The organism is Bacillota bacterium (assembly GCA_013178125.1).
Classification (GTDB): domain Bacteria; phylum Bacillota; class SHA-98; order Ch115; family JABLXJ01; genus JABLXL01.
In genome coordinates, this window is sequence record JABLXJ010000011.1 from 67,756 (window position 1) to 84,162 (window position 16,407).

A 16,407-nucleotide genomic window follows, 5' to 3' on the forward strand; every position below is an offset into this window, starting at 1 on the left:
TCGTATTCCGTGAAGTATCGTAAAGGAGTTGCAGTCTAAACGGGGGTAAGGTGGCATTGGATTCTGAATAGAATGGAGGGGCTTGGTATGAAAACTGTTTCAGCTATGCGTATTTCGAAGATTGCGTTCCTCGTAGTCCTGATGCTGCTTACAGTGTCCGTAGTGAGCTATGGGGCCAGCATGCCCAGTGCGGATCAGGCCAAGATCAACTGGAAGCAGGCCAGCGGCCAGTCCATAAGGATTATGGCGTGCGCGCGGCCGGCAATCACCTATCTGAAGAGCCTTCTGCCGGAATTCGAGGCTCTCACGGGGATAAAGGTGACAATCGACGATTATCCCGAGGGCGAATTCTTCAAGAAGATCGTAATCGACCTGTCATCCGGCAAGCCCGTATCCGATGCGTTCATGCTCAGCCATGCCTACACCGTCATGTATGCCGAGGGGAAATGGGTGGAGCCGCTGAAGCCCTATCTCGAGAACCCCAAGCTGACGGATGCCGCGTGGTATGATTTCAATGATTATCCAAAGGGTTCCCTCCGCGATGCGACCTGGAAGGGCGTCCTGTACGGGGTTCCGATAGCCCCTGACACCCAGATTCTTATGTATAGGAAGGACCTTTTCAAAAGCAAGGGTCTAGACATTCCGAAGGACATGAACGAGCTTTACCAGGCTGCGGTGAAACTCAATGACCCGCCCAAGATGGCCGGTATCGTATTGAGGCTGCTGCGCGGGAGCGGCACCCACTGGCCCTGGAATGGCTATGTCCAGAACTACGGCGGGTATTGGATCGACCCTGAGGACAACCCGCAACTCAATTCCAAGCCGACTATCGAAGCTACCAAGATGTATATAAAGCTCCTGAAGGATGCCGGCCCGGCCGGAGCGGTCAACTACAGCTGGTATGAGTGCGCCTCCGACTTCCAGCAAGGGAAGGCCGCGATCTTCGGCGGCGATTCCAACATCTTCATGAGCCAGTTCGAGAACCCGAAGGGCTCCGCAGTGGCTGGCAAGGTCGGCTACGCGATCCTGCCTGCTGCGCCCAACGGCCACCATGCGCCTGCCGCCGGGACCGCGTGGTACTGGGGCATGAGCAGCAAGTCCTCTAAGAAGATCGCCAGTTGGCTTTTCATCCAGTGGGCTACATCGAAGGAGCTAGCCCTCAAACTCGGGCTCGAGACAACAGAGATAATGAGGAACTCGGTATGGCAGAGCGAGGCTCTGAGGCAGAAGTACCCGGTTCCCGATTGGATCAAGGCAAGCTCTGAGACCATGAATAAGTTCTCGGCCAGCTATGCGTTCCCGATGGTGAAGGAGTTCGCTCCGCTGGCGGACATCGCCGAGGTCGCGCTGCAGGAGATCTATCTTGGGAAGATGACGGTCGAAGAGGCAATGGCCGATGCTCAAGCCAAGAGCCTCAAAGCAATGAGAAAGTAAAGTAGCGATAAAGTAGAGTAGCATTTAGCATTATACAGGGTGGGCAGGGTGCGAGAGATGATATCTTCCGCATCCTGCCAGACCTAAACCTTCTTGCTTGGCAAATACCTTCTTGATTGAGGGGAGGGACGGCGCTCTCCCCGTCCTGGTAGGCGGGGTCTCCAGCGCTGGTTGAAAATGAAAGGGAGTCAGCTCCAAACCCGGGGGACGGTAATGAAGCCGCTGATAAAGCCCCCTAGCCTTCAGGGGATGCTTATGCTCCCAACTGTGGTCGTCCTCGGGGTAATATCCATGTTGCCATTCTTCTACAACATATGGATAGGCCTGCATGACTACTACCTTCTTTACCCCCAGGACATGACCTTTATCGGCCTCAAGAACTATCTTAACATTATTCTCGACCCGAGTTTCTGGTCAGCGCTGGGGAGGACCGTCTACTTCAGCGGTATAGGAGTATCCCTCGAGCTGGCGCTGGGCATGGGGATAGCCCTGCTCCTCTCCAGGGATTTCCCCGGAAAGGGTGTAATGCTAACTCTCTTGTTGATGCCTATGGTCCTGACCCCGATCGCAGCCGCCTATATGTGGAGGATAATGTATAGCCCATCTCTTGGCATTATCAATTACCTTTTATCCTTTTTACACATCCGTGGGCTGGAATGGACTGCAGATTATAATCTTGCGATCCCATCGCTGATCCTGGTGGATGTCTGGCAATGGACGCCCTTCATGGCCTTGATCCTCTCGGCTGGCCTGATGTCCATGCCTACGGAGCTTTTCGAGGCGGCTGTCGTAGACGGGGCAACGAGCTGGCAATGTTTCCGTCACCTCATATTGCCTCTCCTCAAGGGCCAGATTATGGTAGCCCTCCTGATCCGCCTGATCGATTCCCTGAGGACCTTCGATATCATATACGCAATGACTGGTGCGGGCCCGGGACACGCCAGCGAGACATTGAACCTCTACGTCTACTTCACCGCCTTTCGCGATCTGGATATGGGTCGCGCCAGCGCGCTGGGCATAGTCTTTCTATTTATCGTGATCGCAGTGTGCACCCTGCTCGTGAGCTGGAGCAGGATAGAGCTGACGGATTGAATAAGGACTGGATAAGGATTGGATGGATACCGAATGGATATCGAATGGACATCGAATAGGCACCGAGCGGGGGACTGAGCGGGGATTGGCCGGAAATTCACTGGGAATTGCCTAGGGGTTAAGGATTAGTTGGAGGGGGTATGAGTCTAATGGCGGCGGGGCAACTCCATAAACGGGAAAAGCTAAAAGATAGATTGGCTTTTGTGGCTACACTGATCATCACCGTCATAATGCTGTTTCCAATCCTTTGGATGCTCGGCATATCCCTAAAGACACGGATCGATGCGCTCGCGATGCCGCCAAGGTGGTTCTTCCGGCCAACCCTGGAGAACTATAAGCTGGTGTTTGCCAACAGCGACTTCTTGCATGGCTTCGAGAACAGCCTCATTATCGCGGTATGCTCGCTCGCCCTGGTCCTGGCGGCTGGTGTGCCGGCTGCATATGCGCTCGCGCGCTTTAAATTCACCAGGAAAAAGGACATAGCCTTCTGGATCTTGAGCACCCGCATGGCGCCGCCTGTATCCGTGCTTATCCCGTTTTACCTGATGTTCCGGTCCGTCGGCCTGACCGATACCAAGTTTGCGCTCGTGATTATGCATGTCACGATAAATCTGGCCCTCGTCATCTGGGTCATGAGGAGCTTCTTCCAGGAGATCCCCAGGGAGCTCGAGGAGGCGGCGCTCATAGATGGCTGCACGCCCCTGAGCGCTTTCACCCGCATAGTCCTCCCGCTTTCAGCGAACGGGATAGTGGCCACTGCCATCCTGGGCTTTGTATTCTCCTGGAATGAACTGATGTTTGCCCTCGTCCTCGCCGGCGGGGGCGCAAAGACAGCCCCTGCGTTCGTCTGCAACTATATTTCATACCAGGAAATCATCTGGGGCCAGCTTGCGGCCTCAGGGGTGATCGTGAGCGTCCCGGTGCTGATCTTCATTGGCATGGTTCAAAAGTACCTGGTGCGCGGCCTTGCCCTGGGGGCGCTGAAACAATGAAGGATTATGTGACGTTAGCGACGAATAGAATCTCCTGGCCGCAGATTTAGATAGATTCAAGGGAGGGGGATGCACCGTGAAAACCATGCGATCCAAGGAGAGGGTCCTCGCTGCCATCAACCATGAGAAGCCTGATCGTATACCAATGGACCTCGGCTCAACGAACTGCACAACGATGACCTTGAAGGCGTATCAGAATCTCAAGCGGTTCCTCGGTATCAATGCGCCTGACGAGTTGATCATGAAGAACTTCCAGATAGCAGCGATCGACGAAGATATGCTCAACACCCTCGAGATCGACACCAGGGGCATACACGGCAAGCCTCCGGCCAGGTGGCAGGATATAGTGATCGATGAGAATACCTACATAAGCGAGTGGGGGATCAAGTATCACATGCCCGAGGGCGGCCTGTACTACGACATGGTGGAGAACCCCCTTAGGGGCAAGAACATCGAATACCTGGATGAGTTCAAATGGCCCGATCCCGAGGATCCCGGCCGCATCGAGGGGTTGCGCGAGCGGGCCGCGGCGCTCCACAGGGAGGGCAAGTATGCTATCGTCGGCGACATGATCGAGACGGGGATATTCGAACCCTGCTGGTACCTGCGGGGGTTCGAGGATTTCTTGATGGACCTCATGATAAACAAGGGGTTCGCGCGGGCCCTGATGAGGAAGATGGTCGATTGCCAGCTCAGGCGCTACGAGGTATTCCTGGATGCCGTCGGGGAATACCTTGATATCGTGTTTGTGGGGGACGACCTCGCGACCGCTCAGAGCACTATCATGAGCGCCGACCTCTACCGCGAGATGGTGAAGCCGTTTCAGAAGGAATACTTCGCTGGCATAAAGAGCATGACAAAGGCGAAGTTGCTTTACCATTCCTGCGGGAATATAATGCCGTTCCTGGATGACCTGGTGGAGATCGGCGTGGACATCCTTGACCCGGTCCAGGTATCGGCGCAGGGGATGGATACAAAGGTCCTAAAGCAGAAGTGGGGCGATAAGCTCTGCTTCTGGGGCGCGATCGATACATCCTATGTGCTGCCCAAGGGCACCCCGGAGGAGGTTGCCGATGAGGTGCGGCGCAGGGTGACGGAGCTTGGGCCCGAGGGTTATGTGGTGAACCCGGTTCACGATATCCAGCCTGACGTGCCGCCTGAGAATGTTGTTGCCATGTTTAGAACCGCGAGGGAAATCGTGTTGCCATAGTACTTCATTAGTGCTCATGGCTTGATTAGTGCCCATGGCTTGTCCGGCGGCATATAGCGGTATCCCGGGTCCTGGCCGCGGGTGATCAGTCAGGGTTATCTTCGGGAAAGGTGGATATCGGATTCATGATAATTAGCGTGACGTTGAATCCCTGTCTCGACAAGACCGTTTTTGTGGACCGGGTTGAGCCGGGAAAGAGGGTGCACGTCAAGAGGGTAAAGTACGTCGCCGGGGGAAAGGGTCTGAATATCGCCCGCATCCTCAATTCTCTTGGTTACCCGAATATAGCCTTTACCATCGCCGGGGGGTGGTCCGGCTCCTTTCTCGAGGACCTAATGCGGGAGGACAAGATAACCGGCGAGGTTGTCAGGATTCGCGGGCTTACCCGCACGGTCGCCACGGTCCTGGAAGAGGACCCCTGGATTGCAACTGAATACAACGAAGACGGGCCGGAGATCACACGGGATGAGGCCGCCGAGATCGAATCAAGGCTCTGCGACCTGATAAAGGCGCGCCGGCCCGAGTTCGTCATCCTCTCTGGGAGCGTGCCGTGCAGGGGGCTTGTGGGGATATATGCCAGGGTGATTTCCTATGCGAAATCGCTCGGGGTTAAGACCATCCTCGATACCCGTGATGAGGCCCTTGCCGACGGCATCAAGGCGGCCCCCTTCATGGTCAAGCCGAACCTCAAGGAGGCAGAGGCCCTGTTTGCGGGGTTAAATGCTAACCACAGGAGCAGTGGCGCTCATGGCAGGAATACAGGTAGCGGGGAAGAGGGCGAGGGCCGGCGTCCCGGTCCTGGCGGGGGTGACCCGGGTCCTGCCGAGGAGCTTGGTGCCCGGGAGGGTGCCCTGAGGGCGGTCCGGGCCCTGCTTGACATGTCCATTCAGGTTGTGGTTCTCTCGCTGGGTCGTGACGGTGCTCTGGTCGGCGCCAGGCCCGGGTCCGGATCTGAACCTGGGCCCGATATTGATGTCGGGATTGCTGGAGTCGCGGCTACGCCGCCCGGCATTGCGGGCCGCGCTGGAAGCCGCCAGATCGAGGAGGGCATCTGGGAGGCGGTGCCCCCGCAGGTCGAGGAGGTCAATCCTGTAGCTTCAGGTGACGCGTTTGTCGGGGCCTTCGCGTACGCAATGGTCTCCGGGATGCCCCTACCCGAGTGCATCCGCTGGGGCACGGCGGCTGGGGCGGCGAACGCAGCCATGTGGGAGCCAGCTTATTGCAGTCGCGAGCAGATAGAGGCCCTCCTCGATGGGGTAATCGTGAGGAAGGTGAAGTAGCGGAGCGGGCCCGCTGGATGCGGCCGGGCGCGGCTGCGACGCAGGTCTATGGGGCATATCCACCTGCTCTGTATGAGATTCATCGAGGCTTATATGCCTCTGGGCGTGGCGACAGCCCTCTGTATTGCCATCATACTGGCAATCATCAGGTGGGGTTGAACCTGAATATTGCATTTCAGGTGCTTTTGAGATATGCTTATTCCAGAGGGCTGGCTGCAAGGGTAGCTGCCCAACTAAGGGCTGCCCAGCAAAGGTCGGCTCAGCATATACGGGTCTTTTTTCGCTTTCAGGGTTCATGGGCGAGGGGAAACGCGAAGGAAGGCGGAGGAAGAGGGTGGAAGTTTCTTGGCGGTAGCGGTGGATTATGGGGTTCCGGGCATCGGGCCGGATCACGGTCTCATATTCGATATCCAGCGTTTCTCGACGCATGACGGCCCCGGCATCCGGACGACCGTTTTCTTCAAGGGGTGCCCCCTGCGGTGCCTCTGGTGCCACAATCCTGAATCGCAGAGCATACATCCTGAAATAATGTTTGCTCCCGACAAGTGCATAGGCTGCGGGCGGTGTTTCAAGGCATGTCCGGAGGGCGTGATAAGGCCGGACGCCCCCGGGAGGATCGTAAGGGAGAAGTGTACCGGCTGCGGGAGGTGCGCGGAGGTCTGCGTTTCCGGGGCTTTGAGCCTTGCCGGGAGGTTCTATAGTATCGATGAAGTCCTCCGTGATGTAGAGAGGGATAGTGTATTCTACAAGACCTCGGGGGGTGGGGTCACGGTCTCGGGCGGGGAGCCGCTCATTCAATACGAGTTCGTCGCCGGGCTGCTTAAAGCCTGCAAGGCCCGGGGGTTTCACACGGCAGTGGATACATGCGGCCATGTCCCTTGGAAGAACATCGAGGCCGTCCTGCCTTATGTGGATCTATTCCTTTACGACATAAAGCAGATGGACTCAAACTTGCACCGGGAGATAACGGGCGTTGGAAACGAATTGATCCTGGAGAATGTCGTAAGGATATCCCGGACGGGAGCGGCTATGCTCGTGCGGGTCCCGGTGATTCCCGGGTACACCGATCAGGAGGCCAATATAGAGGCAATCGTCGAGTTTCTGAGCAAGCTGGAACACAAGCCCGCGGTCGAGCCGCTCAAATACCACAGGCTCGGCGGGGTCAAGTATAGGAAGCTCGGACGGGCATATGCATGCGAGGAGACTCTGCCTCCCGAGAATGACCGGATGGAGGCAATCAGGGCGGCCTTCGGGCGTAGAGGGCTCGAGGTTGTAAAGGGGTAGCGCAGAATCGCAGAATTTTTTATTGAACTGTGAGAATGGAGCAGGGATTCTAGGGGTCATGGAGAATTTTCTGTAAGAATACTTTGGTCTCAGGGAGGTATTTTTGAATGGTAAATCTCCAAGAGCTTCAGGATGCTGTCATTTCCGGGAATGCACCAAAGACAAAAGAGCTTACCGAGCAGGCGCTCAAGGAGAACGTCGACCCTGTCGTGATCGTCAAGGAGTGGCTCATCCCTGGCATGGGGATAGTAGGAGACAGGTTCAAGAGGAACGAGATCTACGTCCCCGAGATGCTCATTGCCGCCAGGGCCATGTATGCCGCCCTCGATGTTCTCCGCCCGATCCTGGCAGAGACTGATATGGAGCCTGTGGGCAAGGTGGTCATAGGCACGGTAAAGGGAGACCTCCACGACATAGGCAAGAACCTGGTTAAGATGATGCTCGAGGGTGCCGGGTTTGAGGTTGTCGACCTCGGGATAGACGTTGCCCCTCAGAAGTTCGTGGATGCTGTCAAGGAGCATAAGCCAAACCATGTGGCCATGTCAGCGCTCTTGACCACGACCATGCCCTCCATGAAGGAGACGATAGAGGCCTTGAAGGCAGCGGGTCTGCGCGAGAGGGTGAGGGTAATGATAGGCGGAGCCCCTGTGACGGATAAGTATGCGAACGAGATCGGGGCAGACGGGTATGCCCCTGATGCAAGCTCAGCCGTTGATCTTGCGAAGAGGTTACTACAATAGCTGCTGCCAATGGCCTGTTGCGGTAGTCTGTTGCAACATCCGGCCTATTTGTTCTAGTTGTTCCTATTATCTAAATCCTATTATCTAAATCTTAATCTTATATCTATATCGCTTCTGTATTGCTTCTGTATCTATATCTTAGAATCCGTACCTTAGACGGTTATATCATCTTAGTCCTCGGGTTTTAGGTTTTACCGGCTGTCTCACGCCCACTGAGCAGGTTACTATTAACCGGACCGGTGACTATCGCCGGGTCGAGTGGTGGGGGATGTGAGACAGCCTTTCGTTTATTTCTCCTCTCATGTTCTGACGTTCCGATGTTTTGACGTTCTGAATGTTCTGAACCAGGGCCACACTCTGAACGTCCTGCACCCACTAAATTCCATTATATCCAGCCCATCCGGCAAGGCGGAATTTATCATTTCTTGTCGAATTATATAAACGCTAGAAATTATGAAGGATGGCTGGAAGATGAGGAAAGACTCAACTTTGTTCTCTACCAGGTCGCCCGCCAGGTCTACCAGGTCCGTCAGATCTATCACGTCCGGCAGATTTCCCTGGTCCTCCGGGATACTCGGGGCGCTCCCCCGGTGGTTGCTGCTAGTCCTGCTGTTTCCCCTTATCGTCTCTGTCCTGAGCGGCTGCGGAATCGGATTCTCCGGGACACCAGGGGCGTATACCCCAGGCTCCCCTGAGTCTTCACCGCCAGGATCAGGGGGGACTGATGGGTCGTCCGGGTCGTCTAAGTCGACGGGATCTATCGAAGGGTATGTTTATGCTGGCCGTACGAGCAGGTCCATGACTGTCTCGCGGCTCGCAGTTGCCCCGGAGGGACATGATCCCGTAAGCGGGGCCAGGGTCCTGGTCGAGGGCACGAGCGTATCCGCCGGGACCGATTCCAGCGGCTATTTCAGGATCGACAATGTGGCGCCCGGGATATGGACGCTCATTATCTCTCACCCAGATTATAGAGACCCTGTAAAGACCCAGGTCAGGGTCGAGGCCGGGCATGTGACCCCAATTGGCCCCGTGCAGCTTGGAATAGGTTATTACCTCTTCATCGGCATAGATGATTATATGGATCCGCGCGTGAATGACTTGACCGGGTGCGTGGCGGACGCAACTGCAATGCGTGACGCGCTCATGACGCCCGGGTCGTTTGTGGGGCAGGGGGGCCTGCTTACCAACAGCGCCGCCAGCAAGGCAGGCATCAGGCAAGCGATAGAGGGGATCGGCCAGCGTATGAATCGTGAGGACTTCTTTGTGCTGTATTACTCCGGCCACGGCGCCAGGGCGCTGGATGGGAGCAAGGAGGTTATCTGCCCATATGACTCCTCCCCGTTGAGCTGGGGAAGCGATATAACCGATGGTGAGTTGGCCGACTGGCTCAGGGGGCTTCCATCGCAGAAGATAACGGTCATCCTCGATTCATGTTATAGTGGCGCCTTCATAAACGGAAATGTCACGAGAGCTGCGAGGTCCGGGGTGCCAGCGGCTGCCGGAGCGCCAGCAGCTACCAGGGTGAAGGGCGTGCGGGGTGCGGTGCTGGATGCGGGTGCAACAGGCAAGATGGGCAAGGCGGCGCTCATGGGCGGCGTTCTCGCCATGAAGGCCTTGAGGAATAGCGGGTACACCGTGCTCACCGCATCATCGCAGGATGAGCTCTCCTATGAGGTGAACGGGCATGGGGTATTTACATCGGCCCTAGTCAAGGCGCTCGGGACCGACCGGAGGAGGGCTGACACCTCGCAAGACGGGATTATTACAGCCCGGGAGCTCTTCGATTACGCTGCGAGCGAGACAAAACGCGCGACTATGGGGTGGAATTCGGCGAATCCGGGAGGCCCCGCCCAGACCCCGCAGCTGGAGCTCTGGCCCGGCAACAACCCTCCTGTTTTACGCTATAGATAACAAAAAGCGTGGCACAGACTTGCGCCACGCACACCCTCATTTTCAATTGGGCCACATTATTGAACTGAGCGACAGTGCTACGCGGCTTTACCCGACATCCGCGGCAGGTGCTCTTATACCCTGTGGGCCTCGAAGCATTCCTTGCAGTATACAGGCCTGTCATTCCGAGGCTTGAATGGGACCTGCGCTTCCTTGCCGCAAGCCGAGCAGATGATAGTGTAGAGCTCCCTCGTCCCGCCCGACTCGTTTCGCGCCCGCTTTTTGGCGACCCTGCACTCTTTACAGCGGACGGGCTCGTTTTCGAAGCCCTTTTCCGCGTAGAACTGCTGCTCGCCTGCGGTGAACACGAACTCGGCTCCGCAGTCCCGGCACGTGAGCACCTTGTCCTTAAACTCCATTAACCCGATCCCCTCGCTTTTTGAAAATCGCGCCCTTGCTCAGCTGACCTGGTCTTTGCCCCCACACTCGCCTGCCATGAGGTCTCTCGTCGCCCATCTGGATCAGGACTTACCTCTAAACCGCGCCATGATCGACAACTTTTTCTCTCTACGCTGCCTTACGTGGGTCGCTTTGCCCGCGGCCGGCATCGACTTTCAACCACAGACCTGAACAAGTTTTGCAATACTATTATACTTCTCGCTCCAGGAATTTGCAAGCAGGATGCGGCTCTAAATTTGTAGAATTGTTTTAAGGATTAGGAGGCGATCCGAATTGAAGGTTCTTCTAATAAACCCACCTCGCCACGCATCCATTACTGACACCATCGAAAACCTCGGGCTCGGCTATATTGCATCAGGCCTTCGCAGGGCGGGGCACGAGGTTACCCTGCTGGATGCGTCGATTGAGAATCTATCGATAGACGCTGTTGTGGAGCGCGCCCTGGAGGGAAAGCCCGGGCTCATAGGCATCTCCATTCTGTTCCAGTTGCTGGCGGAAATCCCGCTGAACCTGACAAGGTCCTTGAAACGGTCTTTAAAACAGGCAGGTTTGGATGTCCATATAACCACTGGCGGCCACTTCCCGACCTTCGCCTTCCAAGAGATCCTCAATGGTGATTATGGTGTTGATTCAGTTGTCCGCGGGGAGGGGGACGTAACCATCATCGAGCTCGCGCGCGCACTCGAGGAGGGCCGGTCGCTCGAGACCGTGAGCGGGCTGGCATACAGGGAGGGGGAAGAGATAGTCCCTACAGCTCCGAGAGAGCTGGTCCCGGAGCTTGATTCCCTCCAGCTCCCGGCCCGGGACTGGCTGGCGGCAGTCCTGAGACGCGGGGGAAAGGCGTGTATTTCGACGAGCCGGGGCTGTTATGGGAATTGCTCGTTTTGCAGCATACGGGCGTTTTATGGGCTTTCGCCCGGCCGGGTGTGGCGCGCCAGGTCACCGGAGGGCGTGCTGGAGGAGATGATGATGCTTGCCAGGGATTTCGGGGTTGATGACATGTGGGTCGTGGATGATACCTTCATAGGACCGGGCAGGCTGGGTAGGGAAAGAGCGGCCAGGATTGCTGAGCTTTTAATCCGGGAGAATGCGAGGGGGCCCGGTGGAAAGCCAGGTATAGCGCTCCGGATATCCTGCCGCGCCGATGAGGTGGACAGGGAGCTCTTTGCGCTTCTAAAACGGGCCGGGGTGAAGGAGGTGTTCCTGGGTATTGAATCTGGCGTGCAGAGGGCGCTTGATATCTTCAATAAGGGAACGACCGTCGAGCAGAATGAGAGGGCGATTCGCACCCTCCGGGACCTGGATGTGGATTTCAGCCTGGGCTTCATCCTCCTGCATCCCTACACAACCTTCGAGGAGTTATCCGAAAACCTCTCGTTCTTGCGCAGGGTGGGCTACCCGCTGTCCAGGGTGCCCATTTCACCGACCGATTATCTGCCGAGGCTGCAGGTCCTGGTCGGGACCCCCATCGCCGAGCGGCTCAGGCAGGAGGGAAGGCTCGGTGGCTCGCTGTTTGACTATGCTTACGAGTTTGACGACCCGCGGGTGCGGGTATATTATAAGACCGGCGCGTTCCTCCGGAGGCGGATTCTGCCCTTGCAGCGGGCGGTCCGGCGGCTGGTGAGACGCTAGATGTTGGATGATTTGGCGACTGGCGAGATGCTAAATGCTTAAAGGATGGGGAGAAGGATTTTCCCTCTATACATGGAACTAAGGAAATACAGCGGCGATGATGGAAATAATATGGTTGATACCGGCGTCATCGCGGCGCTACGTTGAAAGGGGCTGGTCTCATGGAAATCACTATGAAGAGCAAGAATATCGATTTGACTCCGGCGTTAAGGAATTATGCCGAAAAAAAGGTTGCGAAGATCGAGAAGTTTTTCGTGGGAAGCCTTATAGACGCCCAGGTTATGCTCGATATCGAACGTGGTTTCCATATAGTGGATATCACCTTGCAGGTTGACGGCCTTCTGCTGAAGGGCGAGGCCAGGACGGGTGATATGTACGCCTCGATAGATGAGGCGGTAGATAAGATCGCACGCCAGATACGGAAGTATAAGACCAGGATAAACCGGAAGCTCCGCCAGGCAGGAAACGAGATTGTAGAGGCGGCGCTCCGCGAATGGTCCGGGGCTGCCGGCCCGGAGCCTGCGGCTCAGGAAGTGGAGGATGAGGAGCCCAGGATTGTCAAGACAAAGAGATTTGCGGTGAAGCCCATGTCTGTTGAAGAGGCTATGATGCAAATGGAATTGCTGGGCCACGACTTTTTCGTATTCTCGAATGCTGAAACCGAGGAGGTCAATGTCATCTATCGCAGGAGGGATGGCAATTACGGCCTGATTGAGCCCGAGTTTTGATGGAGACGGCTTGACGGAGACGTGAACTCATGAAAGGAAATGTGCTCGTGATCTTCGAGGGCGGCAGCCCCGGGAGCGAGGTCGAGACGAGGCTCGCGAACGCACGGAAGGCTATAACCCTCGACAACCTTGAGAAGTTTGAGTCTCTAAGTGGAATTGAGCGCGTTGTGGTCTCTACAAACTATGCGGATTTGGCGGAGGAGGCTGCAAGGCTAGGCGCAGATGTTGAACTGAATTGCGACGTGGATTTCCACGTCGGCAGGAGGCTCAAGGAGATAGTGGCCCATCACCGCCCGAGGTCGATCATCTATATGGGTGGCGGGGCAGGGGCATTGTTGGCGCGCGACGAGATGCAGCGTGTCGTCCAGTGTCTGGCGTCGAGCTCCGGGATCATCGTGACGAATAATTTCTTCTCCTCCGATATAATAGGTCTTAACCCGGCGAGCGCCATTCTCATGGAGGATGAGGATCTCCCTGCGACCGACAATGGCCTGGCCATGATACTGCAGCTCAAGAGGGGGCTCGCCCTTGTGCGGATGGAGGAGACTACCGGGACGGTATTTGACGTTGATACCCCGGCCGATGCGATGATACTGGGTCTCCACCCTGATATCGGCCCCAGGGCGCGAGTGGAGCTCGCGCACTTTAATGACAGGCGCCCGTGTCTCGAGCGTGCCATGGAGGTCCTGCGTACCCCCATGGCCGGGGTTGGCCTCTTCGGGAGGGTTAACCCTCTAACTGTATTGCATCTCAATAGAAACACCCAGTGCAGAGTGAGGGTGCTTTCCGAAGAGCGCGGGATGAAGGCCTTGGATATTACGACGGGCGCGGGTGAGGATTCCGGCCGAGTGCGAGGGCGAGTGCGAACGCTCCTCGGTTTTCTTTTTGAGGCGAGTGGAGGGCCGGAGGGCTTTTTCAGGGCTTTAGCGGAGGTTTGCGATGCGGCATTTATCGACACGCGCATCCTCTTCTACCACCTCGGCATCGCCGCATCCAGGGCGGACAGGTTTAATTCGGACCTCGGGCGCGCTGGGCTGGTCGCAGACCCCCTGGTGAGGGCGATAACCGGGGCGGCGGTGGTAATGAGCCAGCATAAACCCATATTGCTGGGTGGGCACTCCCTTGTAAACGGGGGGATTCGGATTCTTACGGATATTGTTAAAAAAAGTGGAATCCCGCGTGTATTATAAGGAAGGAATCTCCTGAGATAGATAGAATATCATAAAATGCTATGGAAGACAAGATTAACTCGAAACCCACCGTGACCAGTCTTGAGCTTCAAAATGCCATTCAGGAAGTTCGGGGAGTCTCGACAGCTCGCCTCATGTTAGGACCAAGCGGCGCTATCGAGGAGATCCACGTTCTTGCTACGCAGGAGCGGCCGCCAAAGCAGATCGTGCGTGATATCGAATCTGCGTGCATGGTGCGCTTCGGGGTCAGGCTTGACCGGAGGAAAATCAGCGTGGCGCAGGTGGGCGGGGACGAGAACCTTGAGAAGCTCGGGGCAAGCGGGGTTGACGTCCCCCAGAAACGGATCGAGCTTGAGAGGTTTCGGAGCTCGTTTGAGAGTGGCAATATTAAATTCTATGTGGATCTGAACTACAACGGCCGGGCTGCGAGGGGATACGACTTCGGACCGCCTACTGCGGAAAATAAGCTGAGGCTCCCCGCGAGCGCTACGGCCCACGCCATAGAGGGTTTGCTGGGTGGCGCGTGCTCGTTCGTCCTCGAGGATGTCCAGTTAATTCAGATGCGTCGGGGCATGGCTGTCATTGTCCTGGTTTCGTTTATCTCGCCGGGTGGCGAGGAGCCGATTTCCGGGGTCGCCCTGGTACGGAGGGATGAAGGGGAGGCGGTCGTAAGAGCTGTACTGCACGCCATAAATCGACACATCACAATAACCTACGGTGATGATTAGCTGCACACCGTTAAAAGTCTTGGGGCCAGTCAGCCGGCGAAAGCGGTTAATGACTAGCGGAGCGGACTTTGGCCGCCTGTCGCGGGTGCCGCCGGACATGATGGTGCCTGCGCCAGCGGTCGAAAAGGCCGTCTATGGAGGATTGCGCGATGAAGAACATCGTTAAGGCCATCCTGGCTTTAGCTGCTTTGATCTTGGCCGGAGGAGCAAATTTTTGGTGGTAAACCTGGTGTGAGCCCGGTCACTCGCCGGCGGCTGGCCCCAGGTTGAAGAGGTGAAGGCGAAGGTGCAGGAGGTCTCAATTCACGTTTTGCTCCTCAAGTTGCGGGAAATTATGCTCCATCTCTATTCAATATCAATGGTTTTCCTGGGTGCAGCTATACTTCTGGTTACAGGGTTTAATCTTTCACACGACCTCATACCCCATCTTATATTCTTTGCCATACTCACAGCGTTTGCGGAGCTGCTTCCTGTCTCCTTGCCCCGGGGTGGCGCCGTGACTGTCGGGTTTGCAACCAACTATGCTGCTATCCTGACCCTGGGGTCGGGCGGCGGGGCGTGGGTCGCTGCTGTAGGAGGCATTGTAAACGGGATCAGACGACGCGCATCGGGTATACGATTCGCCTTCAATATAGCTCAGATAGCCATAGCGGCAGCGACGGCAGGGAGGCTCTACCAGATCACGGGCGGCCTAACCGCGATCGCCAGGCCCGTCAACATCCTGCGCGATTATCCTTCTCTACTTGTGTGTACCTTCGCATACTTCCTGGTTAATTCGACCCTGGTGACGGCGTGTATCTCAATCGAGCGGCGGATCCCCTTTTCCCATATCTGGTTTATGAACATCAAATGGGCGTTGACGAGCTACCTCGCGTTGGCCCCGCTGGGTATTCTCATATCGGCCGTTTATGTCTCAGTCGGTGTCGCCGGGACCGTCCTGTTTTTCATCCCCCTTCTTCTGGCCCGTTATTCCTTCCAGCAGTATATGAACATGCGTGAGGTTCACTTCGGCACGATGAGGGCTCTGGCGGCTGCACTGGAGGCTAAAGACGAATATACGAGGGGTCATTCTGATAGGGTAGCACAATATGCAACCTCCATCGCACGTTACATGCGCCTCCCCGAGGGGGAGATCGAAAAGGTGGAATATACGGCTCTTTTGCACGATATCGGGAAGATCGGCATAAGCGAGGACCTGCTGAATAAGATTGGCGCCCTGACGGAGAACGATTTTGCGCAACTTAAGCAGCACGCTGTTATCGGCGCGAACATATTAAAAGAAGTGAAATTCCTGCGCGGGGCCTCAGACATAGTCCGTTTCCACCATGAGAGGTTCGACGGCAAGGGATATCCGACAGGTCTCCGAGGGACATCTATCCCTCTGGCCGCTAGGATTCTTGCAGTTGCTGACGCCTATGATGCAATGACCTCGGAGCGTTCTTATCGTCCAGCATTCCCGCCTGAAGAGGCGATTAGGCGGCTCCAGGCGAGCGCGGGAAAACAATTCGACGCCGAGGTTGTGGGGGCTTTTGTGGATATCCTCAAGAAACAGGATGTGGCGAAAGAGTGAAGTGTGAGGTTTGTCATCCGGGGATTAGTATATTCTTAGACTTACGGTGGAATGTCAATAGGTAAATTAAAGAAAATTTCTCTATCCCGTGGTAACTTGGATAATAGGATGCCCGGCTGACTTTACGAGCTTTTTTCAAAGATCACAAGTCAGCAGTTCTTGAACCTTGACATTTTAG

14 protein-coding genes are annotated in these 16,407 nt (G+C 56.1%); 13 read left to right on the forward strand and 1 reads right to left on the reverse strand.

Annotated features, from left to right (window positions below; genetic code table 11):
• The first annotated feature begins 87 nt into the window (after positions 1–87).
• The 8 genes from HPY71_10535 to HPY71_10570 all read left to right on the forward strand — a co-directional run bounded on the left by HPY71_10535 (position 88) and on the right by HPY71_10570 (position 9,943).
• Positions 88–1,434: a sugar ABC transporter substrate-binding protein gene (locus tag HPY71_10535; GenBank protein ID NPV53946.1), complete on the forward strand. Its 1,347-nt coding sequence runs from the start codon at positions 88–90 to the stop codon at positions 1,432–1,434.
• 177 nt (positions 1,435–1,611) lie between these two features.
• Positions 1,612–2,526, forward strand: coding sequence for a sugar ABC transporter permease (locus HPY71_10540; GenBank protein NPV53947.1), 915 nt, complete (start codon positions 1,612–1,614; stop codon positions 2,524–2,526).
• Between the two features lie 149 nt (positions 2,527–2,675).
• Entirely contained in the window at positions 2,676–3,518 is an 843-nt protein-coding gene (locus tag HPY71_10545; GenBank protein NPV53948.1) for a carbohydrate ABC transporter permease, read from the forward strand.
• A gap of 85 nt (positions 3,519–3,603) precedes the next feature.
• Positions 3,604–4,728, forward strand: coding sequence for a hypothetical protein (locus tag HPY71_10550; protein NPV53949.1), 1,125 nt, complete (start codon positions 3,604–3,606; stop codon positions 4,726–4,728).
• A 125-nt stretch (positions 4,729–4,853) separates the two neighbouring features.
• Positions 4,854–6,008 carry a hypothetical protein gene (locus HPY71_10555; GenBank protein ID NPV53950.1) on the forward strand — a complete coding sequence of 385 codons (1,155 nt, stop codon included), beginning with the start codon at positions 4,854–4,856 and terminating at the stop codon, positions 6,006–6,008.
• 357 nt (positions 6,009–6,365) lie between these two features.
• A complete protein-coding gene (locus tag HPY71_10560) occupies positions 6,366–7,292 on the forward strand; it encodes a glycyl-radical enzyme activating protein (GenBank protein NPV53951.1) in 927 nt (308 codons plus the stop codon).
• Positions 7,293–7,399: 107 nt separating this feature from the next.
• Positions 7,400–8,032 (forward strand): corrinoid protein, encoded by a 633-nt coding sequence (locus tag HPY71_10565; protein ID NPV53952.1) that lies wholly within the window; start codon positions 7,400–7,402, stop codon positions 8,030–8,032.
• Positions 8,033–8,503: 471 nt separating this feature from the next.
• A complete protein-coding gene (locus tag HPY71_10570) occupies positions 8,504–9,943 on the forward strand; it encodes a hypothetical protein (GenBank protein ID NPV53953.1) in 1,440 nt (479 codons plus the stop codon).
• A gap of 113 nt (positions 9,944–10,056) precedes the next feature.
• Here HPY71_10570 and HPY71_10575 read toward each other — a convergent pair whose 3' ends face one another.
• Positions 10,057–10,341, reverse strand: coding sequence for a zinc-binding protein (locus tag HPY71_10575; GenBank protein NPV53954.1), 285 nt, complete (start codon positions 10,339–10,341; stop codon positions 10,057–10,059).
• Between the two features lie 313 nt (positions 10,342–10,654).
• Here HPY71_10575 and HPY71_10580 point away from each other — a divergent pair, with 313 nt between their 5' ends.
• The 5 genes from HPY71_10580 (at position 10,655) to HPY71_10600 (ending at position 16,229) form a co-directional block, all read left to right on the forward strand.
• Positions 10,655–12,013 (forward strand): radical SAM protein, encoded by a 1,359-nt coding sequence (locus HPY71_10580; protein NPV53955.1) that lies wholly within the window; start codon positions 10,655–10,657, stop codon positions 12,011–12,013.
• Between the two features lie 161 nt (positions 12,014–12,174).
• Positions 12,175–12,741, forward strand: coding sequence for a ribosome-associated translation inhibitor RaiA (gene raiA / locus HPY71_10585; GenBank protein ID NPV53956.1), 567 nt, complete (start codon positions 12,175–12,177; stop codon positions 12,739–12,741).
• Positions 12,742–12,770: 29 nt separating this feature from the next.
• A complete protein-coding gene (locus HPY71_10590) occupies positions 12,771–13,931 on the forward strand; it encodes a hypothetical protein (protein NPV53957.1) in 1,161 nt (386 codons plus the stop codon).
• A gap of 41 nt (positions 13,932–13,972) precedes the next feature.
• A complete protein-coding gene (locus HPY71_10595) occupies positions 13,973–14,659 on the forward strand; it encodes a hypothetical protein (GenBank protein ID NPV53958.1) in 687 nt (228 codons plus the stop codon).
• Positions 14,660–14,933: 274 nt separating this feature from the next.
• On the forward strand, positions 14,934–16,229 hold the full coding sequence (locus tag HPY71_10600) for an HD-GYP domain-containing protein (protein ID NPV53959.1): 1,296 nt from the start codon (positions 14,934–14,936) through the stop codon (positions 16,227–16,229).
• The last annotated feature ends 178 nt before the right edge of the window (positions 16,230–16,407 follow it).

Excerpts from the sequence above, each read along its gene's own strand:
- HPY71_10540 (NPV53947.1), top strand. The coding sequence starts at position 1,612 with ATGAAAGGGAGTCAGCTCCAAACCCGGGGGACGGTAATGAAGCCGCTG.
- raiA (NPV53956.1), top strand. The coding sequence starts at position 12,175 with ATGGAAATCACTATGAAGAGCAAGAATATCGATTTGACTCCGGCGTTA.
- HPY71_10570 (NPV53953.1), top strand. The coding sequence starts at position 8,504 with ATGAGGAAAGACTCAACTTTGTTCTCTACCAGGTCGCCCGCCAGGTCT.
- HPY71_10575 (NPV53954.1), bottom strand. The coding sequence starts at position 10,341 with ATGGAGTTTAAGGACAAGGTGCTCACGTGCCGGGACTGCGGAGCCGAG.
- HPY71_10555 (NPV53950.1), top strand. The coding sequence starts at position 4,854 with ATGATAATTAGCGTGACGTTGAATCCCTGTCTCGACAAGACCGTTTTT.
- HPY71_10590 (NPV53957.1), top strand. The coding sequence starts at position 12,771 with ATGAAAGGAAATGTGCTCGTGATCTTCGAGGGCGGCAGCCCCGGGAGC.
- HPY71_10595 (NPV53958.1), top strand. The coding sequence starts at position 13,973 with ATGGAAGACAAGATTAACTCGAAACCCACCGTGACCAGTCTTGAGCTT.
- HPY71_10565 (NPV53952.1), top strand. The coding sequence starts at position 7,400 with ATGGTAAATCTCCAAGAGCTTCAGGATGCTGTCATTTCCGGGAATGCA.
- HPY71_10550 (NPV53949.1), top strand. The coding sequence starts at position 3,604 with ATGCGATCCAAGGAGAGGGTCCTCGCTGCCATCAACCATGAGAAGCCT.
- HPY71_10535 (NPV53946.1), top strand. The coding sequence starts at position 88 with ATGAAAACTGTTTCAGCTATGCGTATTTCGAAGATTGCGTTCCTCGTA.
- HPY71_10545 (NPV53948.1), top strand. The coding sequence starts at position 2,676 with ATGGCGGCGGGGCAACTCCATAAACGGGAAAAGCTAAAAGATAGATTG.